The organism is Acinetobacter sp. YH16044 (genome assembly GCF_013417145.1).
Taxonomy (GTDB): domain Bacteria; phylum Pseudomonadota; class Gammaproteobacteria; order Pseudomonadales; family Moraxellaceae; genus Acinetobacter; species Acinetobacter amyesii.
This window is the reverse complement of record NZ_VPEK01000020.1, coordinates 1-23,388: the sequence shown is the minus strand read 5'-3', so window position 1 is coordinate 23,388 and position 23,388 is coordinate 1. Positions and strand designations below refer to the sequence as shown.

At 42.6% G+C, this 23,388-nt stretch carries 20 protein-coding genes and 1 tRNA gene; 8 read left to right on the top strand and 13 right to left on the bottom strand.

Features of this window, described 5'->3' with window-relative positions; all coding sequences use genetic code 11:
• The first annotated feature begins 223 nt into the window (after positions 1-223).
• Both FTV38_RS11855 and FTV38_RS11850 read left to right on the top strand, forming a co-directional pair.
• Entirely contained in the window at positions 224-1,555 is a 1,332-nt protein-coding gene (locus FTV38_RS11855) for an ammonium transporter (RefSeq protein WP_180022576.1), read from the top strand.
• Positions 1,556-1,568: 13 nt separating this feature from the next.
• Entirely contained in the window at positions 1,569-2,186 is a 618-nt protein-coding gene (locus FTV38_RS11850) for a hypothetical protein (RefSeq protein ID WP_111885449.1), read from the top strand.
• Between the two features lie 92 nt (positions 2,187-2,278).
• Here FTV38_RS11850 and rsfS read toward each other — a convergent pair whose 3' ends face one another.
• From rsfS to FTV38_RS11825, 5 genes are all read right to left on the bottom strand, one after another.
• A complete protein-coding gene (gene rsfS, locus FTV38_RS11845; protein WP_078191283.1) occupies positions 2,279-2,680 on the bottom strand; it encodes a ribosome silencing factor in 402 nt (133 codons plus the stop codon).
• 73 nt (positions 2,681-2,753) lie between these two features.
• Entirely contained in the window at positions 2,754-3,551 is a 798-nt protein-coding gene (locus FTV38_RS11840) for a hydroxypyruvate isomerase family protein (RefSeq protein WP_078191282.1), read from the bottom strand.
• A 42-nt stretch (positions 3,552-3,593) separates the two neighbouring features.
• Complete coding sequence (locus tag FTV38_RS11835) at positions 3,594-4,463, bottom strand: NAD(P)-dependent oxidoreductase (RefSeq protein ID WP_180022575.1); 870 nt, start codon at positions 4,461-4,463, stop codon at positions 3,594-3,596.
• Positions 4,464-4,495: 32 nt separating this feature from the next.
• The gene (locus tag FTV38_RS11830) at positions 4,496-5,284 is read right to left on the bottom strand and encodes a crotonase/enoyl-CoA hydratase family protein (protein WP_180004603.1); all 789 of its coding nucleotides are present in this window, start codon (positions 5,282-5,284) and stop codon (positions 4,496-4,498) included.
• 111 nt (positions 5,285-5,395) lie between these two features.
• Positions 5,396-8,203, bottom strand: coding sequence for an ATP-binding protein (locus FTV38_RS11825; protein WP_180022574.1), 2,808 nt, complete (start codon positions 8,201-8,203; stop codon positions 5,396-5,398).
• A gap of 153 nt (positions 8,204-8,356) precedes the next feature.
• Here FTV38_RS11825 and cysM point away from each other — a divergent pair, with 153 nt between their 5' ends.
• From cysM to FTV38_RS11800, 5 genes are all read left to right on the top strand, one after another.
• Positions 8,357-9,277, top strand: a complete 921-nt coding sequence (gene cysM / locus FTV38_RS11820; RefSeq protein ID WP_078191278.1) for a cysteine synthase CysM — start codon at positions 8,357-8,359, stop codon at positions 9,275-9,277.
• A gap of 32 nt (positions 9,278-9,309) precedes the next feature.
• Positions 9,310-10,128 carry a 3'-5' exonuclease gene (locus tag FTV38_RS11815; protein ID WP_180009011.1) on the top strand — a complete coding sequence of 273 codons (819 nt, stop codon included), beginning with the start codon at positions 9,310-9,312 and terminating at the stop codon, positions 10,126-10,128.
• A 6-nt stretch (positions 10,129-10,134) separates the two neighbouring features.
• The gene (rlmD, locus tag FTV38_RS11810) at positions 10,135-11,532 is read left to right on the top strand and encodes a 23S rRNA (uracil(1939)-C(5))-methyltransferase RlmD (protein ID WP_180022573.1); all 1,398 of its coding nucleotides are present in this window, start codon (positions 10,135-10,137) and stop codon (positions 11,530-11,532) included.
• Positions 11,533-11,556: 24 nt separating this feature from the next.
• Positions 11,557-13,863 (top strand): bifunctional (p)ppGpp synthetase/guanosine-3',5'-bis(diphosphate) 3'-pyrophosphohydrolase, encoded by a 2,307-nt coding sequence (locus tag FTV38_RS11805; protein ID WP_078194183.1) that lies wholly within the window; start codon positions 11,557-11,559, stop codon positions 13,861-13,863.
• A gap of 79 nt (positions 13,864-13,942) precedes the next feature.
• Entirely contained in the window at positions 13,943-14,593 is a 651-nt protein-coding gene (locus FTV38_RS11800; RefSeq protein ID WP_180022572.1) for a hypothetical protein, read from the top strand.
• Positions 14,594-14,655: 62 nt separating this feature from the next.
• Here the strand turns inward: FTV38_RS11800 and secF are convergent, their stop codons facing one another.
• The 8 genes from secF to queA all read right to left on the bottom strand — a co-directional run bounded on the left by secF (position 14,656) and on the right by queA (position 22,918).
• Positions 14,656-15,618: a protein translocase subunit SecF gene (secF, locus tag FTV38_RS11795; RefSeq protein WP_078194181.1), complete on the bottom strand. Its 963-nt coding sequence runs from the start codon at positions 15,616-15,618 to the stop codon at positions 14,656-14,658.
• A gap of 10 nt (positions 15,619-15,628) precedes the next feature.
• Complete coding sequence (secD, locus tag FTV38_RS11790; RefSeq protein ID WP_180022571.1) at positions 15,629-17,527, bottom strand: protein translocase subunit SecD; 1,899 nt, start codon at positions 17,525-17,527, stop codon at positions 15,629-15,631.
• A gap of 54 nt (positions 17,528-17,581) precedes the next feature.
• Entirely contained in the window at positions 17,582-17,911 is a 330-nt protein-coding gene (yajC, locus tag FTV38_RS11785) for a preprotein translocase subunit YajC (protein ID WP_078191271.1), read from the bottom strand.
• A 106-nt stretch (positions 17,912-18,017) separates the two neighbouring features.
• Positions 18,018-19,148 carry a tRNA guanosine(34) transglycosylase Tgt gene (gene tgt, locus FTV38_RS11780; protein ID WP_078194179.1) on the bottom strand — a complete coding sequence of 377 codons (1,131 nt, stop codon included), beginning with the start codon at positions 19,146-19,148 and terminating at the stop codon, positions 18,018-18,020.
• An 80-nt stretch (positions 19,149-19,228) separates the two neighbouring features.
• A complete protein-coding gene (locus FTV38_RS11775; RefSeq protein WP_180022570.1) occupies positions 19,229-20,125 on the bottom strand; it encodes a DUF4303 domain-containing protein in 897 nt (298 codons plus the stop codon).
• 81 nt (positions 20,126-20,206) lie between these two features.
• Positions 20,207-20,773, bottom strand: a complete 567-nt coding sequence (locus tag FTV38_RS11770) for a LemA family protein (RefSeq protein WP_078191268.1) — start codon at positions 20,771-20,773, stop codon at positions 20,207-20,209.
• A 54-nt stretch (positions 20,774-20,827) separates the two neighbouring features.
• Positions 20,828-21,856, bottom strand: a complete 1,029-nt coding sequence (locus FTV38_RS11765) for a hypothetical protein (RefSeq protein ID WP_180022569.1) — start codon at positions 21,854-21,856, stop codon at positions 20,828-20,830.
• 21 nt (positions 21,857-21,877) lie between these two features.
• The gene (queA, locus tag FTV38_RS11760) at positions 21,878-22,918 is read right to left on the bottom strand and encodes a tRNA preQ1(34) S-adenosylmethionine ribosyltransferase-isomerase QueA (RefSeq protein WP_078191326.1); all 1,041 of its coding nucleotides are present in this window, start codon (positions 22,916-22,918) and stop codon (positions 21,878-21,880) included.
• A 178-nt stretch (positions 22,919-23,096) separates the two neighbouring features.
• On the opposite strand from queA, the gene FTV38_RS11755 reads away from it, so the two are divergent.
• Positions 23,097-23,183 (top strand) — tRNA-Leu (locus FTV38_RS11755).
• Positions 23,184-23,388: the final 205 nt, after the last annotated feature.

Here is a 23,388-nt window from a genome sequence, read left to right as displayed (position 1 = left end):
AAAAGTGCACAAATATTTAGCGCATCAGGTGCTTGAATCAAATTGATGCGTGTTTTGAAACCAAGGTACAGATCGATGAGCTGTTTTGTTCCATTAAATTCGATCTCAGTGATTCAAAATATTGTCGCGAACTGGTTTTGTGACGCAATGCATTGAAAAATAATTAATTGTCTGAAATTTGGTATTCTTTTTGCACAGCATGGTTATTCTTGGGGGAATAATCATGAAAAAAACATACTTGATGGCACTGTTTCTGAGTGTCCTGACATCGACTGCATGGGCAGTTGACCCGCAAATCGCCAGTAATATTCAAGAAATTCGTATCTCGCTCGACAGTATTTGGGTGGTACTGGGCGGTATCTTGGTGTTCTTTATGCAAGCCGGATTTGCCATGATCGAAAGTGGTTCAGTTCGCAGTAAAAATACCGTGAATGTACTCATGAAAAACTACATGGATGCCTGCTTGGGTGGTCTGGTGTTTTGGTTGGTGGGTTTTGGTCTGATGTTTGGGGTCAATACCACGGGCTGGTTTGGCTTCAGTCATTTTGCACCCGATCAACTGGATGATTGGCACTGGAACCTTCTATTTTTCCAAATGATGTTTGCTGCAACGGCAACCACCATTGCCAGTGGTGCAATGGCAGAGCGGATTCATTTTGTCGCTTATGTGGTGAGTGCGGCCGTTGTCTCAGGTCTGATTTATCCTGTCTTTGGTAGTTGGGCATGGGGCAGTTTATTTGGCGGAGACGGTTGGTTAAAAGCACTCGGATTTATCGACTTTGCAGGTTCGACCGTGGTGCATTCAATGGGCGGCTGGGTTGCCTTGGCTGGCATCATTGTATTGGGACCACGTTTGGGTCGATTTGGACGCAATGGGCAAAGCCATTATTTACCAGGGCATAACTTACCTTTGGTAGCATTAGGCGGTTTTATTTTATGGTTAGCATGGTTTGGTTTTAATGCAGGCTCGACCATTAATGCCAATGTCAGCGTAGGACGTATTGCTTTAAATACGCATCTTGCGGCGTGTGCTGCCGTGGTTGCATATATGTTGCTCTGTCTCATCCGATCTAAAGCCATTTTGATCCGCAGTACGATCAATGCCTCACTGGGTGGCTTGGTTGCCATTACGGCAGGCTGTGCAACGATGTCTCCACTGTATGCGGTCATCACCGGTTTATGTGCAGGTGTGATGGTGACCTTCCTACCAATGCTCATGGAAAAAATGAAACTGGATGATGTGGTTGATGCGGTGACCGTGCATGGATTCTGTGGCGCATGGGGAACATTGGCTGCAGGGATCTTCCTTGAAAATAATATGTTTAATGGCGATGTCATCGCGATACAAGGGCTTGGAGTGATTGCAGCCTTTTTATGGGGCTTTGGCGTTGCGTTCATTGTATTTAAGGTCTTAGATAAATTGTTGGGTGGCTTACGGGTGAGTAAGCAACATGAACAACGTGGTTTGGACTATACCGAGCATGCTGAATTGTCTTATCCCGAGTTTCAAAAAGATGTGACTTTTGAAACGGATGATATGACCAAACGTCATTAACAGGAGTAATGCAATGAGCACCGAACTGTTGAATTTGGCACAACGCCGCGAAGCTTTAGAAAAAGGCTTACAACAATTTATTCATGGGACTTTACTCGACAGTGCACTACGGCACTGGGAGCAGCAGTACAGCATGAAACCGTCATTTGTCTTAAATCGCTTCTTAAATGATATCTGTACCACAGAAGAGCTACGCTTTTATCGTAAAGATATGCTGAAGCAAGTCTTGTATGAGTTATCTACCTTAGAAAAGCAGGAACTGTTAAGGGTTGAAAAACCGCAGGAGCAGGAGCAAGAAGACGAGCTCATTGCAGAGACCATTAGCGAGGCCTTTTTAGGCTTTATCGAGTCAGTCATGCTGACGGTGAAATCTACAGATCAGGCTGATTTCACCCAAGATGTGATTGAGCAATTAGAAGAAATCGGGCTGGCAATTGCGGCAAATGCACAAATTAATTCAGCGAGTTTTGTCGAGTTTTTGCCTTTGACCAGTTATGCCAAAGTTTTAACGAGCATTTATGAAGTGTATTGTGACTTTTATGGCCCGATGCGTGCAGACCAAGTTTATGCACAAACCAAGCTGAAAATTAAAGCCAATTATCCTGAGGTGGATTTACACCAACTGCTTTAGTGTCGGGGGTAAAACACCATGAAGCTGATTGTCCGTGTATAAAGTGAAGGGATAAAAAAAGCGACCTAATTAGGTCGCTTTTTTTTGGAAGCTTAAGCTACAGTTTCTGGAGCTGTACGCCATAAGCTTTCTAAATCATAGAATTTACGTGCTGTAGGTAACATCACATGTACCACTACAAAACCGAGATCAATCAGGATCCATTCAGCATCACGTTCGCCTTCAACACCGATAGGGCGGAATCCAGCTTTACGTGCTTCTTCTGCCACGTTGTCTGCAAGAGACTTAATGTGACGAGTTGAAGTACCGCTCGCAATAACAATCGCATCTGCTACGTTGCTGATAGTGCTGATATCAAGTTCAATAATATCTTTGGCTTTTACATCTTCAAGTGCTTCACGTACAACAGCTAAGCAAGCTTGTACGTCTTTGATTTGCGTTGATTTTGCGAGATCGAGAGAATTAGAAGCGCTGGGCGATGGTTCTAAATTCATAGAGGGTATGATTTCCTGACAATTTTACATGTTCTAATATAGCGGTTTTGTTGCTGAATTTCAAATCAACACGTCATTGACCATTGGCTAAATGAGGGAAGTATTTGTCTTTCCACGCAAAAGAATGTGATGAGTTGCTTCGTGGTCGGTATTCAGCCGCGATGTAACCTGTATATTGGCTTTGATCTAACCATTTAAAAATCTCTGCAAATGGAATCTGCGCTGAGTCAGGTTCATGTCGCCCCGGACAGTCAGCAAACTGTATGTGACCGATATCCTGAATATTTTCTGCCAAAGTACTGAGAATATCTTCACCCATCATCGCCATGTGGTAGCAGTCATATTGCATCTTCAAAGTAGAGTGTTGTACAGCTTCAAGCATTTCCTGAGCTTGGGCAATATTTTGCACCAAAAAGCGCGGCATATCAGTGCCATTAATCATCTCAAATACCGGTTGAATATGATGTTCGGACAACATGTGGCATGCCAGTTTAAGGTTGCTCGACAAGGTATTTAAACATGGGAGTAAGTCTGCATCTTGTGGCTGTTTGCCGGCTAAAATATTGACACTCGGTACATTTAACGCAGTGGCATAGCGAATACATTGCTCTAAGGCCTGATGAAATTGATTTTCACGCCCCGGAACTCCCGCAAGACCATCGCCGCCTTGCATCAAATCACCCGCAGGGACATTAATTAAACACAGGCTTAAATCATTGATAGTGAGCTGGGTTTGGATTTGCTCAATACTCAGCTCATACGGAAACTGAATTTCTACATGCTTAAAACCATGTTCACGAGCCAAAGCAAAACGCTCTAACAACGGCACTTCGGTAAAAATCATGGATAAATTAACCGCGAGCTGAGTCATGTATATCGTCCTTGAAGCAATTTACTTCTAAAGTGAAAGTCGTTAGTTTTGTTCGACATGTTGAATGATGGTGGCTAAATCTTTTTCTGCAAAACCATTGTCCTGATGGGCTTTGAGTTGCGATAAAGCAAGGCTGGCAACAGGGATGCTTAACTCAAACTCGGCGGCCAGTTGGACTGCATTATTCAGGTCTTTAGATAAAGTTTGAACTTTCCATTGCACGGGCTCGAACTGATGTGTTGCCATACGTGGAGTTAAAATCTGAAAAGGCTTTGAATCTGCAAAACCACCGGCAAGCGCTGGTGCTAATAACGTGGTGTCTACACCTGATTTCTCGGCCAGTGCGACAGCTTCTGCGATTAACGTGCTATTGGCAGCGACGATCAGCTGATTACAAATTTTGGTGGCTTGACCTGTACCTGAGTCGCCCATGCGAGTAACACGTTGAGATAAAACATTGTAAATCAGACTCAAATCTTGAATCGTTTGAGCATCACCACCGGCAAAGATGACCAAGGTGCCTTGCTCAGCGCCTGCTGTGCCCCCCGAAACAGGAGAGTCAATCCAAGTGACTTGTTTTAACTTTGCAGCTTGAGCCAATTGATGGGTTTGATTCACAGAAAGACTCGAGAAGTCGACAATAATTTGTCCTGCCGCTAAATGGGTTTCGATGCTTGCATACACCGCGGCAACAGCAGCATCGTCTGCGAGACAAGATAAAACCACAGGATAATGGGCAATCTTCTCCAATTGAAGCGCTGTCGCGCCAATCGCAATCAACTCATCACACGCAGCGGCAGTTCTGTTCCATACCGCAACTTCAAATCCTGCCTGAATGAGACGCGTGGCCATACGGCTACCCATCAGCCCCATACCTAGAAATGCAATTTTTGTATTACGATCAAACGCCATGTGCTGTACTCAATCTATCCTGTGTGACTATTTTACTTATATTGGCGTGGTAAAAACTGAACCTCTGGGTTCTTATCTTTTTTACGTGCCAATTGGCTGTTTTTGCCGAGCAGTAATTTAAATTGCCAGATTTTTTCTAAGCGTAAAGAGCGTTTTGGACTATGTTCCATAGCATCTAGCACTTGTTTTGCCGCTGCCAAGGCATCTGGTGAACGTTGTGATAATTCTTCGGCTAACTGCTGTGCCTGAAGCAAAGGCTGTACATTTAAATGCGTCACTAAGCCAATATCCTTGGCATATTCTGCGTCAAAAATACGTGCTGTTAAGGTTAATTCTTTGGCTAAATCCAGTCCAATCACACCTTTGAGCGAGCGAGTTAAGCCCATATCAGGGACTAAACCCCAACGACTTTCCATAATCGACATTTGCGTTTTCGGGTGGGCAATACGGATATCGGCAGCCAAGGCAAGTTGCATGCCTGCACCAAAACAAAAGCCTTCAAGTGCGGCAATCACCGGCACAGGAAGTTGTTGCCAAATCAGAAAGGCTTTTTGAAATAAACTTTGACCGGGCTTTAACAGCTCCCACGCGGCATAGGCACGATTTTTTGGATCATTGAGGTCAGCCAAATCAATGCCAGCACTAAATACATTGGCTTCACCCGTTAAAATGACACAGCGTAAGCTACGATCTTTTTTTAATTTTTCAGCGGTGCTAACCAATTCTTTGAGCAATGCAAAGCTCATTGCATTACGTTTTTCTGGACGGTTTAAGTAAACCGTTGCAATGCCATTATTTTTTTCTACACGTAATAAAGCCATGGTAATTACTCTTGTTGTTTCTGCGCCCGAGCATAGCATGCACCCTGATAGGATACATGACAGTGCAGTCACAACAGAAGCTGGACGGCACTGACTTTAGTCGGACTGTGCTTAATTATTTTGTTTGGCTAAGATTTGTTGAGCCGCGTGTTCAACTTGCGCCATGACATTTTTTAACTCATCAAAACGGTTCAGGGTTTCTTGAACAAAAGCTTCATCTGCTTTACGGCGTTCCTTACGTAAGGTCGATACAAATTGCTCAAATTGACCTGAAACCTCTTGGAGGGTCGGAGCGCCCACATAGCGGGTTGCACCATAAAGCCGATGTAACACATGCTCTAATTGTGGAAAATCTTCATCTTCGATGAGCTGTGCCATTTCATGGATTTCTTGCTCAAAGCTATCGACGAGCATTTTTAGTAAATCGACTGCAAGGTCTTCTTTATTCGCGGCCAACTGCAAGCTTTGTTGCCAATCTAAAATACTCGGCTCTAGGGCTTCAATCACTGAACTGCGCTCTAAAACCGGTACTTTCTTAAAGTTATCGGTAGTCCATTGGGTCAAGATTTGAATAATTTGATCCATTTGAATGGGCTTGGTGACATAGTCATCCATACCGCTTTGTAGGAGTTTTTGTTTTTCATCCGAGAGCGCATGTGCTGTCAAAGCGATAATTGGAAGGCGCTTATGATTTTCAAAAGTCGACTCAAGTGAACGAATGGCACGCGTGGTATCGACACCTGACATCACTGGCATTTGAATATCCATAAAGATGAGGTCAAAAGCCCCCAAACCTTGCTCTTGGCGAGCTTGAATGATTTCAATGGCTTCTTGTCCACTCAAAGCCTTGGTGGTTTTCACATTTAACTCAGAGAGCAGGGCTTCAAGTACAATCAGGTTCGGTAAATGATCGTCGACAGCCAAAATGTGCAGACCTTGACCATTAAATTCTTCATGTTGCTCTTGATCAAACCACGGCTCATTACTCAACAACTGAATCAGCGCTGTACGGCTGAGTGGTTGATGCAATGGACGGGCACGGTACTCGTTCAACATGTTTGGATCGAGCATCATTTGGTAGCCATAAACCGCTAAGTTACCGCTATAACGATGACGAATTTCTTTCAGTAAGGCTTCGGAGTCACCACTGTGATCGACGATCAACCAGGTATTTTCGTTGGTTTGCAACTGATTGAGTCGGCTAAATAAATCTAGGATTGACTGCGTTTCAATATGTTCAACATCATAATTTTCTAAATAATGACGTAGGACATTGGCAGTTGCTGGGTGCGCCAAATAAGACACAACTTGTAGATTGCTAAATTGTGGATGCACAATTTCAATTTCATCATCCACCACAAAGCGCGCAGTAAACCAGAAGGTTGAGCCTTTTTCTGTTGGGGCACGTTCTTGGTTATCTTCAAAACCAATTTGTCCATGCATTAGGCTGACCAATTGTTTGGAAATGGCAAGACCTAAACCTGTACCGCCAAATTGGCGGGTCACAGATGCATCACCTTGTGAGAAGGATTCAAACAGTTTCTTACGGTCGGTACCGCTTAGGCCGATACCACTGTCTTGGACACTAAAATGCAGCAGACATTGACCGATGTCATCATGCTCCATACGGACACGGACAATAATTTCACCATCTGGGGTGAACTTAATCGCATTTGAAATTAAGTTGGTCAAAATTTGCTTGAAGCGTAGGGCATCACCAACCACAAATTTCGGCACATTGTCCGCATAGTAGAAGGTCATATCAATATGCTTTTGCGCTGCCAATGGCGACAACATATCCATCACATCAAAGACGGCTTCTTCTAAGTCGAATTGTGCAGTTTCGAGTTCTAGTTTGCCGGCATCAATTTTGGAGAAATCAAGCACGTCATTAATTAAAGCCAATAAATGCGCTGAAGATTTACGAATCGTTTGTAGATATAAATTTTGCTCATTACTGAGGTTACCTTGGCGCAGTAAAAGATGAATAAAGCCATCAATACTGTTCAGCGGTGTGCGCAGTTCATGGGAAATATTGGCTAAGAACACCGACTTCGACTGATTGGCATGGATTGCTTGGTCACGAGCTTGACGATAGGTGATGTTTTGCACTTCCAAAGTATCGAGGGTGCGTCTTAAGTCATCTTCAGTTTGTTCGGTATGTTCACGTAACTCTAAGAAACTGAAATGCAAGCGTTTAACCACATTGGCAATATCACGCTGTAATAAACGGAGTTCGCCAGTACTGTTAATGATCATGTGCTGATCTAGGGTGTCGGCATTTAAACGTTGTAACTGCATGCGAATTTCGTACATTGGTGCGATCCAACGACGTGAATAAAAATTCAAACACAGCAAAAGTAATAGGAGCGTCAATAAGCCTGTTGCAATCAACACGATTAACACGCGATAGCGGGCAATTTGCAGCGGTTGATTGTCCAGTTCAATGCTTAACCATGCTGGGGTCTGGGTTGAGTCTGAAATTTTCAGGGCATAAATATGGTTACCCTGATGTGCAATCGGTCCAATAAAAGATGCTTTACTGTTTAAAGCAGGCCAAATATCTTGATCTTGAAAGCCAATGCTCAGGCGGTTGTTGCCTTTGAGATCTAAAATCGCGGCACGAATCAAATGTTTTTCGTTCAACATGCTTTGCATGGCATTACGAGCTTGATCAAACTGCCAAGGGTAATGATTCAGCAAATCAATCGCAGATTCTGACGTGGGTTGATAGCGTGTCAGAATCGCGACAGCCATTTGTTTTTGTTGTGCTTTGGCTGCATTGGAGGTTTCTGTTATTACCAACATCGCACCGACACAAGCCAAAATGGTGATCGGCACGAAAATAAGTGCAATCAACTGACCATAGGCATGATTTAAGTGTAGGCGTTTAAAAAGCTTTTTGTTGATATTTGACATGGTTTAAGCAGTTTATTCCTTATGCCCCGAATATTAGCATGGATTATTTAAAACTGATTGTGCTTTAATCACTTTCACGAAAAAGCGAGGCAAATGGGTGCAGGCAAAGGCATTTTTTCATACAATAGGCGCACCTCGATATAGGTGTGAATAATGAGTAATACAACCCCTGATTTTCAAGCAGACGATTTTTTATTAGACCATTACGTCGGCAACACGCCGTTAGTGCGTTTACAGCGTCTGGCAAGTCATACTCAAGCAACAGTATTAGCCAAGTTAGAAGGCAATAACCCAGCGGGTTCGGTCAAAGATCGCCCTGCATATAACATGATTATGCAAGCGGAAAAGCGTGGTCAGATTAAACCGGGTGATACGTTGATTGAAGCGACGAGCGGAAATACAGGGATTGCTTTAGCTATGGTTGCAGCAATGCGTGGTTATAAAATGACCTTGATCATGCCTGCAAGTTCTAGCCAAGAGCGTAAAGATGCCATGCGTGCCTACGGTGCTGAACTGATCGAATCTGAAAACATGGAAGAAGCACGTGATCTTGCCCTTCAAATGGAAAAAGACGGCAAAGGTTTAGTCCTAAACCAGTTTGGTAACCCAGACAATGTGGAAGCACATTACCTTACTACTGGGCCTGAAATTTGGAAACAAACAGGTGGTAAAATTACACATTTCGTCAGCTCAATGGGAACCACCGGGACCATTATGGGGATTTCGAAATATTTAAAAGAACAAAATCCGGATATTCAAATTGTTGGTTTACAACCGTCTGAAGGTTCAAACATTGCCGGTATTCGCCGTTGGCCACAAGAATATCTTCCTACGATTTTTGACCCTTCACGTGTTGATCGCATTATGGATATTCCGCAAATTGAAGCGGAAAAAACAGCTCGTCGTTTAGCACGTACAGAAGGTATCAGTGCAGGTACCTCATCGGGTGGTGCGGTATGGGCTTCAGTTAAATTGGCTGAAGAAAATCCGGATGCCGTGATTGTTTGCATCGTATGTGACCGTGGTGACCGATACTTGTCTACTGGTCTATTCTCTGTTGTTGATCCTGAATAATTACAGTGGCCGATCGGCACTGGTGAGTACTTATGCGTTTACCTGTTTTAATTTTTGATATCGAAACACTGACAGATTTGAAGTCAGGTGCGCATTTGTATGGACTGGATCTGCCTGAGGTGGATTTAGATGCTGCACTGACTAAACTGCGTCGCCAAGAGGCGGGCACGGATTTTCAGCGTTTAGCCTTGCATGAAATTGTCTGTATCTCTGGACTATGGATTGATGAAAAGGGCATGAAGTTGTTTTCATTTAGCCGTGAAGACAATAGCGAAGCTGAAATTTTAAAAAAATTCGTTTCTATTTTTGAAAAGCGACATCCGACTTTGGTCAGTTGGAACGGTTCGCAGTTTGATTTGCCTGTAATTTTGTTCCGTGCCATGTATCACGGACTATCTGCACCAAGTTTGTTCGATCAGGGCGAGATTGATACGCAAAAGCGCTATAATAACTACCAGAATCGTTATCATCATCGTCATGTAGATTTGATGGATGTCATGGCCATGTTCCATGGTCGTCATTTTCAAAAGCTCGACGATGCAGCACATTTACTTGGTTTCCCCGGTAAACGTGGTGATGGTGGCTACCATGTGCCTGAATATGTGCGTGAACAACAGTGGATGGAACTGACCAGCTACTGTGAAGGTGATGTGCTCAATACATGGTTGATTTATTTACGCTGGCTGTTGCTGAAAGGACAGTTATTGTTGAATGATCATCAGCACTTGATTCAAAGTACGATTCAATATTTACAAACTCAGCCGCAACACGCTGACTTTTTATTGGTATGGCAGCAAACCTCGCAACGTACCGAATTCACCCAATCTGATTTCCCATCTTCCACACATTAGGTACGCATGAAACACAAAGCCAAACCCCAAAAAGCCCAACAACCCATTTATACATTTCAGGTTGAATCGCTTTCACATGAGGGGCGAGGCATAGCGCACTTTGGGACGCATCCAGATCATCCTGCGGAAAAACACGGTAAGAAAGTATTTATTCGTTATGCATTGCCAGGTGAAACGGTGCATGCGCGTATTACTAATGTCGTTAAGCGTCTCGAAGAAGCAGACAGTCTGGAATTGCTGAGTGAAGAGTCTGCTCTACGGGTTAAACCGGCCTGCCCACATTATGGGGTCTGTGGTGGGTGTAGCATGCAGCATATTCATCCCGACGAGCAAATTCGTTTAAAACAAGATGTTTTACAATCACATTTGCAACATTTTGCTGGGATACAACCTGATCAATGGTTAGCTCCTTTACGTTCATTGCGTGAAGATTACCGTCGTAAAGCGCGTATCGGTGTGCGTTACTTACCTGCAAAAGATAAGCTCGTGGTCGGCTTTCGTGAAAGCCAGTCAAATAAACTGACTTCGATTGACCGTTGTATGGTGTTGGATCGTGAGTTTGGCTCCATCACCACACTCAAACAATTGTTACAAAGTCTGCAAGGTAAAGCAGATATTGGGCATATGGAACTGGCCATGGGAGATCAAGAAATTGCCCTCCTAATTCGTCATACGGCGGAACTTTGCGCGGAAGATGTCAACCAATTAGTAAAATTTGCGTTACATAAAGAGTGGCAACTGTACTTGCAACCTGAAGGGCCAGACAGCTTACATCGCGTGGATCATCCCGATGCACCGATGCGTCTGCACTATGGTCTAAGTGACTTTGCTGTGGAATTTGGCTTTAATCCTCAAGACTTCACGCAAGTGAATTCCACGATTAATCCGCAAATGGTGAAACTGGCATGTGAATTGCTTCAGTTACAACAAGGTGAGCGAGTTCTAGATCTGTTTTGTGGCTTAGGAAACTTTTCTTTACCACTTGCTCAATGTGTGGGTTCAACGGGTCAAGTCGTTGCAGTTGAAGGGAGTGCAGAAATGGTTCAGCGTGGTGCAGAAAATGCACAAAACAATGGCCTTTCGCAACTGAAATTTTATTCACAAGATTTAACAAAAGATTTTTCGCATCATTCTTGGGCAAAACAAGGATTTGATGCATTATTGATAGACCCACCACGTTCTGGTGCAGAAGAAATAATGCGTTATGTGCCCCAATTTGGTGCAAAAAGAATCGTTTATGTGTCATGTAATCCTGCAACACTAGCACGCGATGCTGGAATGCTGGTACAACAAGGCTACCGTTTGAAAAAAGCGGGTGTCATGGACATGTTTACCCATACAGGGCATGTCGAATCGATTGCTTTGTTCGAAAAAGAAAATCAGATAAACGATCAAAAGTTATGAAGCGTAGAAAACTAGGAGTAGGGTATGGTCACAGTACGTGAACAATTACCTGGACGTCTCAATGAGTTGTCACAGGAAACGACTGTAGAACATGCCGAGCAAGCACAGCATGATTTGGCTGAATGGCTAGAGCGTGTGAGTGGCATGTTTGACGGGGCTCCTCTAAAGCAACTCGAAGAAGTTGCACATCTGACCTTACAGAATGAACTTGAAACAACGGTCAACCATCGCTCGAATACCTTCTATACGGGTATTGAAATGGCGGATATTCTTGCTCATCTGTATGCGGATGAAGATACGTTATCAGCAGCCATGCTGTATCGAAGTGTTCGTGAAGGCGTAACCAGTTTAGAAGAAGTCCAAAGCAAATTTGGCGATCAAGTGCATGCTTTGGTGAAAGGCACGCTTGCCATGGGTAAGTTGTCTGACCTGATTGAGCAAAATAAACGTCTAGAAGATCATTTTAATAATAACCAGCGTGAACATTTGACCGGCATTTATAAAATGCTGATTTCGGTGACCGAAGATGTTCGCGTTGTATTAATCAAACTTTCTGAACGTACCTATGCATTACGTGAGTTAGCGCACTCAACCAAAGAGCGTCAAGAGCGTGTCGCACGAGAAATTTTAACCATTTACTCGCCGCTTGCGCACCGTTTAGGGATTGCACAGCTTAAGTGGGAGCTTGAAGATCTCGCTTTCCGTTATCTTGCACCTGAACGCTATAAAGAAATTGCCTCTTTACTGAATGAAAAACGTTTAGAGCGTGAACAATATATTCAGTTCGTGACAGAAAAGTTGCGTAAAGAACTATTAGATCATGGCATTGAGGCCGAGATTAATGGACGGGTGAAACACATTTATTCGATTTATCGAAAAATGAAGAGTAAGAACCTGAGCTTTGATCAGCTTTATGACATTCGAGCGGTTCGCGTTTTGGTGGATAATGTACCTGAGTGTTATCACACATTGGGGATCGTTCATCAGATTTGGCGTCATATTCCGCATCAGTTCGATGATTATATTACTAACCCGAAAGCCAATGGTTATCGCTCACTGCACACGGCCGTGATTGCAGAGAACAAATCTTTAGAAGTGCAAATTCGTACGCATAATATGCACGAAGAAGCTGAGCTCGGGGTGTGTTCGCACTTTAACTATAAAGAAGGTTCTAAAACCACAGATTATTCATTTAATCATCGCTTACATTCTTTACGTGCAGTGCTTGAACATTATCAAGAACGAAATGATGCTAGCGCCCATAAAGAAGATGAGGCTTCTGAAAACTTCGAACAAATCCAAGAGTTTGAAGATTTTGAGAAAATCTATGTGTTCAGTCGTGATGGTGATATCAAAGAATTACCACGCGGTTCGACCGTGCTTGACTTTGCCTATCATGTGCATACTGAAGTGGGCAACAAGTGCTATGCAGCACGGGTGAACCAACGTTATGTACCTTTAACCTATACCCTAAAAACTGGGGAACAGGTCGAGATTTTAACCAAGAAAGATCGTGAGCCTAACCGAGATTGGTTGGTAAACTCGCTGGGTTATATCAAGACGGCTCGTGCACGTGATAAGTTGCGTCATTGGTTCCGTCAGCAAGACCGTAGTAAAAACTTGGAAGTGGGACGTGAGATTCTGAATAAAGAATTGTCACGTTTGGCGATTCACCCGAAAAGTATCGATTTGAATGATTACTGCAATCATTTTAATGTGAAATTGGGTGAAGATATATTGATTGGCTTGGTGAGTGGTGACATTAGCTTACATGCCTTAATCAATCAGGTTAACCGTCATATGCACCTCGATCAGGATGAGCCTGAACTGGTGTTAAAACCAACCTTGAACCCACGTGCAAGTCATACGCTTTCGGCGCATGGTATTTTGATTGATGGTTTGGACAATGTAGAACTACACATTGCTCAGTGTTGTCAGCCTGTGCATGGTGAATCGATTGCTGGTTATATCACCCTGAATCGTGGCGTAAGTATCCATAAGGTCGCATGTCCGGATTATATCCGTATGATTGGGCAAGAGCCTGAACGTGCGGTTGAAGCGGATTGGGAAATGCAGCCAACTCGTGGTCAAAGTGTGCAAATCGTGGTGGAAGCTTATGACCGTCGTGGTTTGCTTAAAGATCTGACTCAAGTGATTTTCTCAGACCAAATCAATATTCGTCAGGTGAATACGATTTCCGAAAGTGATGGTATTGCCAATATGAAGCTGTTGATTGAAGTGAAAGGCTTGGCGCAGTTATCGAAACTATTGGCACGTCTAGAACAACAACCGGGCATTATCAGCGCACGTCGATTGGTACAAGGTAGCTAAAAATAAAGTTGTATAAAAAACCCGCTGCGTGCGGGTTTTTTATTATATTGGGGGAGAGAAATTATAAAATTGAATGCTTATGCTGCCTTCAGAGCTTTTTGAAAAGCGTCGACAGAATCTAACACAAGCCATTGACCATTGGGTTGCAACAGGCCCCTTTAAAAATGGTAAAGCTGTGTGTGAACATTTTGGCTTAGCGGTTCCTTTAATTTCCCAATTATTAAATAGTCATCGGCAGATTGGAGAGAAATTTGCACGTGAGTTAGAGTCACAATTGGGACTCATAAAGGGAAGTTTAGATGATGAAGTTCAGTTTATAGAACAAGATAATTGCACTGAGGAGCAAGCAAGCTTGGTCCTTTTTGAAATGCAGGTGGTTGAGACACAGGCATTTTCGTTAAAACCGATTTCAAATGATTCATCTCAATATTCAGCATTATTTAAAAACACTCAAGACCTGTATTTGATTCGCATCACAGCATCGTATTATGCCCCTGTATTACAAGAGGGTTGGCTTGTGGTCTGTGATGAACGGCGAGGGGTAGAGAGATCGGATCTAGCCTGTGTATATTTGCGAAATGGCTTAAATTTAATTTTAAACGTGATACAGCAAACAGATGACACGTGGCAATTTGCAAGTCTAGACCAAAAACGACAGGTGGAATTCCTACAATCCGATATTGAAAAATTACATCCTATTATTGCGATCTTACCTAGCTCATTTATTTAACGTAGTCGCATAAAAAAACCCATCCGAAGATGGGTTTTGATTTGAACTATAAGTCGAAAAGCTTAAGGAATCTCTTCTTCTTCAAATTCAGGCTTCACTTGTACAATGAAGTCTTGACGGTTTAGACCACGCCATAGCGCGAAAGCAGTACCAATGTAGATTGATGAATATGTACCCACAAATACACCAACAAACATTGCAACAGAGAACCATTTCAGACCATCACCGCCCAGTACCATCATTGCTACAACAACCAGTAATAGTGTCATTGAGGTATGAATGGTACGGCGAAGTGTTTCAGTTAATGCACTGTTGACAACTTCGAGAGGCTCAGCACCACGAATCTTACGGAAGTTTTCACGAATACGGTCAGATACAACGATGTTATCGTTGAGCGAGAAACCAATAATCGCGAGTAGCGCAGCCAAAACTGTTAAGTCAAACGGCCATTGCATCATGGCAAAGATACCAATGGTCACCACGATATCGTGGAATAAAGACAGTACAGCACCCATCGCAAGTTTGAACTCAAAGCGAATAGTGACATAAACCAGCATGAGCAGTAGGGCAAGACCTACAGCACCCGCAGAACGCACGTAAAGTTCATTACCGACTTGACCACCCACCACATCGACTTTATGCACTTCTGCTTTATTGCTCGGCAATTGAGCGGCAGTCGTAATGGCTTTGGTTAAGTCTTCAGCTTCAATGTCTTTTTGAACTGGCATACGAACCATCAGGTCGCGGTCAGATCCTAAGGTTTGTACTACAGGATCTTTAAAACCAGCTTTTGTCAGCGCTGAGCTCACATCGGTAGATTTTACTGGTTGACTATAGTTCAACTCTGCTGCCACACCGCCAGTAAAGTCCAAACCGAGGTTTAGACCTTTGGTGCAAATAAAAAAGATACTTGCGAGCGTTAAAATAATCGATATAAAGGCTGCCGGTTTGGCAATCTTCATAAATGGAATAATGCGCTCGTTGTCCGGACGGCCGTATTGTTTCGGTTGAGTATTTTCAGTCATCTTCGATCTCCTAAATGCTCAACTTCTTCAGGTTACGTTTTTTACCATAAATGATTTGTACGATTGCACGTGTCACAGTAATTGCTGTGAACATTGAGCAGACAATACCAATCATTAGGGTAACCGCGAAGCCTTTAATTGGGCCTGTACCAATTGCGAACAGAATGAAAGCAACCAAGAATGTGGTTAAGTTGGAGTCAAAGATGGTGTTATACGCACGATCATAACCCGCAACAATCGCCTGTTTCGGCGAGGCACCCCATTTAATTTCCTCTCGTATCCGCTCACAGATCAGTACGTTGGCATCGACCGCCATACCAATGGTAATTACGATACCTGCAATACCCGGAAGGGTGAGGGACGCGCCAATCCAAGACATGATGGTTAAAATCATGGCAAGGTTAACCACGAGTGCAAAGTTGGCAATCAAGCCGAACACACGGAAGAAGACCACCATCCAAATCGCAACCAATAAGAAACCGATTTGAGTTGATAATACGCCTTTGTCAATGTTTTCTTGACCGAGACTCGGACCAATCACACGTTCTTCAACGAAGTACATTGGCGCTGCCAAAGCACCTGCACGTAACATCAATGCAAGTTCAGATGCTTCTTGAGGTGAATCTAGACCGGTAATACGGAACTGAGAACCCAATACAGCTTGAATCGTTGCCGCATTGATGACTACAGATTCGGTATAAGGTGTACGAACTTCAGTTTGTGTACCTGTTGCAGGATCTGCAACATAACTAATTTTTTGTTTGTTCTCGATGAACAAAACAGCCATTCGTTTGCCTACAGCATTACGAGTAGCTTCAGACATCAACTTACCGCCCGCAGTGTCCAAAGTAATATTTACTTCAGCACCACCTGTATCTTGGCTAAAGCCTGATGACGCGTTTTGTACACGTTCACCCGTTAAGATACGGTTACGGTTAAGCAATAATTGACGGCCGCTGTCCAAAGACTCATAAGCAAAAGCTTCTGTACCCGGCGGTAATGAGCCTTTTGCTTGTCCTGTGTAAGGATCGATATATTGATCATTTAAGTCAGAAACTAAGCGGAACTCAAGGTTTGCAGTACGACCAAGTACACGTTTTGCTTCAGCAGTATCTTGTACACCCGGTAATTCAACCACAATACGGTTGCTACCTTGAGTTTGCACCAATGCTTCCGCTACACCTAACTCGTTAATACGGTTACGTAAAGTCGTTAAGTTTTGGTTGACAGCATAAGACTGAATTTCTTGTTTACGTGTATCTGTGTAGCTTAGACGAAGAGTCGAACCATCAGTTGTTGCAACCGCTTGTTGAGTATATTCATTGCCGTTACGACGAAGGAAATCCATAGCTGCAGAACGGTCATCATTATTTGCAAATTGCATCGTAATGGTGTTGTTGTTCAAAGATAAGCTATTGAATTTTAATTTATTGTCACGAAGTTGGCGACGTAAGTCAGCCGCAGACGTTTCCATACGTTGTGAAATGGCTTTATCCATATCCACTTCAAGTAGGAAATGTACACCACCACGTAAATCCAGACCTAGCTTCATTGGTTTAGCACCAATTTTTTGTAGCCATTCTGGGGTAGTAGGCGCAAGGTTCAGTGCGACGACATAATTTTCACCGAGCCCACGACGTAGTGCTTCTTTCGCTTTTAATTGTTGTTCGCTCGAATCAACACGTAATAAAGCGGCATTATTGGTGAAGCTATTGTCATGGCTGGCAATATTTTCAGATTTTAAAATCTGCTCTGCTTTTTGTACGATGCTTTGGTCAATCTGGGTACCGGCTTTGGCACCTGAAATTTGAACAGCAGGTTCATCAGGATACAAACTTGGCAGGGCATATAATGTACTGATGACTAGTACCACTAGAATCAGTAGATATTTCCATGCTGGGTAACGCATTCGTTTTCTTCTTAAAATGAAAAAAGCCGTGCGGGTGCACGACTTATTTTTTGATTAAAGGTTATTTAGAGTGCCTTCAGGCAGAACTGAAATCACACTTGCGCGTTGTACTTTTACTTCTACGCCACGGTTCAGTTCAACAACTGCAAAATCACCTTCGATTTTTGTGATTTTACCCATTAAACCGCCCGCAAAAACAACTTCACTACCAACACCTAGGCTTTCAATTAGTGCACGATGTTCTTTTGCACGTTTTGATTGAGGGCGCCAGATCAAGAAGTAGAAGATTGCGACAAATACCGCAATCATCAACAGGTTTGCCATCATGCTTGGTTGCTGTGCAGCTTCACCTGCCGCGTGAGCAGTAGAAATAAAAAGGCTCATTTCATTTTCCTAAACTAAAAAAACTGGTTATCAATACTTTGATAAATAAATTGGACTTGTTCAGCAATTTACCTTGTCTTTTTCTTCAGCGCAAATGCTGAAAGAATTAATCTTGAGGACAAGGTGGCACTTCCATGCCGCGACGACGATAAAAGTCTTCAACAAACTCATCAAAAGTGCCATGATCGAGAGCATCACGCATCGCTTCAGTCAGACGCAGGTAATAACGTAAGTTATGAATAGTACCGAGCATTGAACCGAGCATTTCGCCGCATTTCTCAAGATGGAAGAGATAAGATTTGGTGAAATTTGTACAGGTATAACAGTCGCAATGTGGGTCAAGCGGACTTTGATCATGACGATATTTGGCATTGCGAATACGCACTAAACCGTCGGTCACAAAATAATGACCATTACGTGCATTTCGAGTTGGCATCACACAGTCAAACATATCGACACCGCGACGAACCGCTTCTACGATATCTTCTGGTTTACCGACACCCATCAAGTAACGTGGTTTATCTGCAGGCATTTTCTCTGGAAGATAATCCAATACTTTGATCATTTCTTCTTTAGGTTCGCCAACAGACAAGCCGCCAATGGCATAACCATCAAAATCAATTTCTTTCAGACCATTTAAAGATTCATCACGTAAATCTTCATACATGCCGCCTTGGATAATACCAAATAGTGCATTACGGTTTTTCAGCACGTCATGATGTTGAGTCTTACAACGTTTCGCCCAACGTAATGAAAGCTGCAATGATTTTTGCGCTTCTTCATGTGTCGCAGGATAAGGCGTACATTCATCAAAAATCATCACGATGTCTGAATTCAGCGTGTGCTGAATATCCATCGAAATTTCAGGAGATAAAAAGACTTTAGAGCCATCAATCGGAGAGCGGAAAGTCACGCCCTCTTCTTTAATTTTGCGCATAGCGCCAAGGCTGAAGACTTGGAAACCGCCTGAATCTGTCAAAATCGGGTTATTCCATTTCATGAATTGGTGTAAACCACCATGTTCACGAATGACATCTAGGCCTGGGCGAAGATATAAATGGAAGGTATTGCCCAAAATAACTTGGGATTTAATTTCTTTAATGTCACGTGGGAGCATGCCTTTTACAGTACCGTAAGTACCGACAGGCATGAACATAGGTGTTTCAACAACACCATGTTCAAGGGTTAAACGGCCGCGACGAGCACGGCCCGATTGCGCCAATTTTTCAAACTTCATACAAGGTCCAGATCAAGGCGAAAAAACAGTTCGCTGATGGTAAGAGTGCTAAAAGTGCTCTATTTTCCTTGATTCTGCGGTTAAACGCTAGCTTTGTCGGGTGTTAAGTCTGTAAATTTATAGATCGCATCTTGTGACAGGGCTTCATCTGAACTCTTGGCATTAAAATAAAACTGGTTAATTCGCTGCAAAATTTCTTCTTTTTCCATCGCAAATGTGCCTTTCGGGTCAGATGTCATGGCCACGATGCTGTCAATGAGTTTTTGAATATAGGGATTCGTGGTTGCATAGCTTTTTTCTAAGCTTAAAAGATAGACTTCATTGGCTACATGTAAATAGTTATAAGGTTGTATTTCAAGGATTTGAGCCAAATCAATCAGCAGGTCTTTATCATACTGAGACAGCTTCATACGCTTGGGTAAACTGTCGAGCTTGAGGGGTTGTTTGGATTTGAGAAAATCGTCAAGTTGTGTACTTGGAGTATTTAAAACCTGAGCTGAATAAATTTCTATTTCGGGCTGTGTCTGGACCGTGATAAAAAACAGAATATTGTCCAGTTCTATGCCGTAGGACTGAACCAAGTCGATTTTTGTTTGTTGTATGGCATTGAGCAAGATTGAAAGATGGTTAGCCGATTCAGACTTTATCGTACTTTTTATAGAAGATGGATCAAGGTTTAAATGGCCCACTTCATTTACAGATGTCAGTTTAAACTGCGCCAAGTCTTGGTCGAGGGAAAGGGCACTATGATAGCGCCATTTCGGCACATTCCATCGATCATGCGCTGCAAGATATTGAGCAGAATCTTCATCTTCGGCAAAAACACTACGCTGCGTAGAGACAGTGATATAGTCCATGGATAAATAGGAATTGAACACCAACGTACATGCGTAAATATGGTCGTCTTGGTGCTGCTCATAGAGTTTGAAAAACGCCTGAATCAGCACATTTTTCAGTGCATTAATTTGATTTTGCATATTTTATTTTTCTTTCTAGTTTTGGAGGTGCTTGATCACCTCATCATTATTTTTTTTACTTTTGTGCATTAAAGCCCGAACTTAAAAGTTCGGACGATAATCAAAATTTTGGCTGGCAGCTTGATCGCGGAAAGGGCGAACCGCTTTTTTACTCAGCAATAGCGTATTAATAATATTGTTAGGAAATACTTGAATGTGGTTGTTGAACAACTCGACGTTGCGGTTAAAAATAGTAATCGCCGCACCGACATTTTCGTTTTGTTCTTCAATTTCATTCATCATTTTAAGATAAATATCATTGGCTTTGAGCTCAGGATAGTTTTCAACTACAACATTCAGGCTGCGCATCAGATCTTGATTTAAGGCTTCGATACGCTGTAATTGGCTGACATCGGTACTATTTACGTTCAAATTCATAATGTTTTGACGGAGTTCAGTGACTTTCGCCAAAGTCCCTTGTTCAAAATTGGAATATTGCTCAACCAAAGGCTGTAATCCATCTAAAATTTTGATTTTTTGACGTTCATAGCTGGCTACATCTGACCATGCACGAATGGTTGCATTGTGATGTCGGACAATGTTGTTGCGAATCATGATTGCACCAATCACCAATGCAATGATGATTAAAACAAAGATCAAAAGCCCCATAAAATTTTATCCTCAAGATAAAAGGTCGTAATTTAAAACATTATTGAATGAAATCTATTTTAAAAACTGCGTTAAGTCGTTTTTCAAATTTTCTAAAGCATTTAATTTAAAGGTTCTGAGATGTCCACGCAATGCAGAAACATCCTGAATTCGTTTTGCTTTACTACTGACTTTAAATAAATCTGTAGAGCCAAGATAGCACATTATTCGGTGGCTCGGATGAAATAGCAGATCACCTTCACGGTTTTGAAAAAAATCCGCCAGTCGGAGTACAAAGCCCGGGCTGAGCAATTTAGCGATTTCCATTTGGTTCTCGCCATAAAACTTTAATTTTTGATTGGTTTGAATGTCGCTGCTGTGCCAAGGAAAACTATAGGGATAGCCAAAGTTTTTGCCTGTTGCAGATACGGCTAGTCCATGGATGCCAATATCAAAAACAAATACGCCCCACAGGTCTTTATGAATTTCTTTAACCGTGACTTCATCACCGTCTTTGTCACGTACTTTCAGTTCATTCACATAGTGATAATGAAAGACCATGACTTGATGCTGTTGCTGATTTTCATCTTCCCAAACGGTGCTCGCGAAGGTCTGAATGTCATTCGAAAGGCTGCCTTGCTTAAACACGGGGAACATGCGTTTAAGATTGCCAATAAATTGCAGATTATTCAGTGGCATCGAAATGTATTGAGGCTGTCGGTTAAAAGCCAGTTGGTATTTTCTGGCAATGCATTCGGTTTCTAAAAACGCAATAACTTCTTCGAGCGGATCATCTTTTTCATAGCTGATATAGGCCCAAAACACCATGGCCAACCCCGCAGCAAAGCAGAGCTGTGCCCAGCCATGATCGGGCTGAATCACAATAAACAGCATGAAGCTGATACCCAGCGCGGCTAAAGCCAGCGGCAGTAAATTTTCAAATTTGAGCGTAATGGGTGCATTCCATGGATGCAGCCCATCGAGGAGTTCTTGGTGAGTTTTTGCGTTTCGGCCTATATCCCAGAGCCGAGCGATATTCTGAAAAACCGCAGCATTCTTCTTACGACGAATATGGATGGAGTGCTTTACAGAATCTATCGGCATAGGGATGATTTCAGCGTAATTTTATTTGTGGTTAATATTATCAATTAACATCGCATCACCATAACTAAAGAAGCGATATTGGCTGTCGACGGCATGGTGATAAGCATTCAAAATATTGTCTCGATTAGACAACGCTGACACTAACATGAGCAGGGTAGACTCAGGTAAATGGAAGTTGGTAATTAAACGATCGACTACTTTGAACTCATAACCTGGGTAGATAAAGATTTGTGTATCACCTGTCCAACCCTTGAGTTCGCCGCCATTGGCTTGAGCTGCACTTTCAGTCGCGCGAGTCGCTGTAGTACCGACAGCAATGACTTTATTGCCACGTGCTTTTGTCTCACGGATTAAAGCCATAGATTCTTCTGATACGTCACACCATTCGCTGTGCATGATGTGGTTTTCAATGTCATTGGTGCGCACGGGTAAGAATGTACCAGCACCCACATGCAAGGTAACAAAAGTTTTATTTACGCCTTTGTCTGCCAATTTTTTGAGTAGCGCTTCATCAAAATGTAAGCTTGCTGTTGGTGCTGCAACTGAAGCCAATTTGGTCGGATCGTTAAAAACAGTTTGGTAACGTTCGGTATCAATCGCTTCTGCTTCACGGTTAAAGTAAGGCGGAATCGGTAAAGCACCGTATAAATCTAAAACTTGTAAAATAGGCTGTGAAAATTCCACAACAAATAAGTTTTCATGACGGCCTTGAACGGTCACTTTAACTTCGTCTGGACCAATAAATAATTCCGCACCTTCTTTAGGTGTATTGCTGGCTTTAATGTGGCAATGTGCGGTTTTTGGATCAAGAATACGTTCAACCAAAACCTCAACTGCACCACCTGTAGCGCGTTTGCCTTTTAAGCGAGCTTTCATCACTTTGGTATCGTTGAGTACCAATAAGTCACCTTCATTGAGCAAGTCTAAAATGTCAGTGAAATGATGGTCGTGGTATTCGCCATTCAGGTCGAGATGGAGCAGGCGTGATGCACTACGTGTTTCAAGCGGATAGCGGGCAATGAGTTCGTCAGGGAGATTGAAGTTAAAGTCAGAAAGTTGCATGTTAAGAAATCTGAAAAGGGGATAATGAAATTTGGCTTAGTATAAGCTTTTTTGGGTTTTAACGCTGAAATTGATGGATTATCCATCTAAAAATTCTTATACGGTTTATTTTTAATCAAATGAGAACATCATGCGTTGACAAGTTTTTGAAACAGTTTATTATACGTTTCAACACCTTCCCGAGGTGGTGAAATTGGTAGACGCGGTGGATTCAAAATCCACTATCAGAGATGATGTGTCGGTTCGAGTCCGACCCTCGGGACCAAAATTCTAAAAAACCCCAAGCTTATTAAGACTTGGGGTTTTTTTTATGTTTAGAATTAGGGTCTGTTGACATTTGTTGATTAAAAAAATAGCGAGATAGTAAAATTAAATCGCCAAACCCAATTTTACACTCGCTATGCCTCGAACAATGCTAAATGATCAACACTGGTCCAAGTTACTTGCTATTTTCCGTCACTTTAATATTT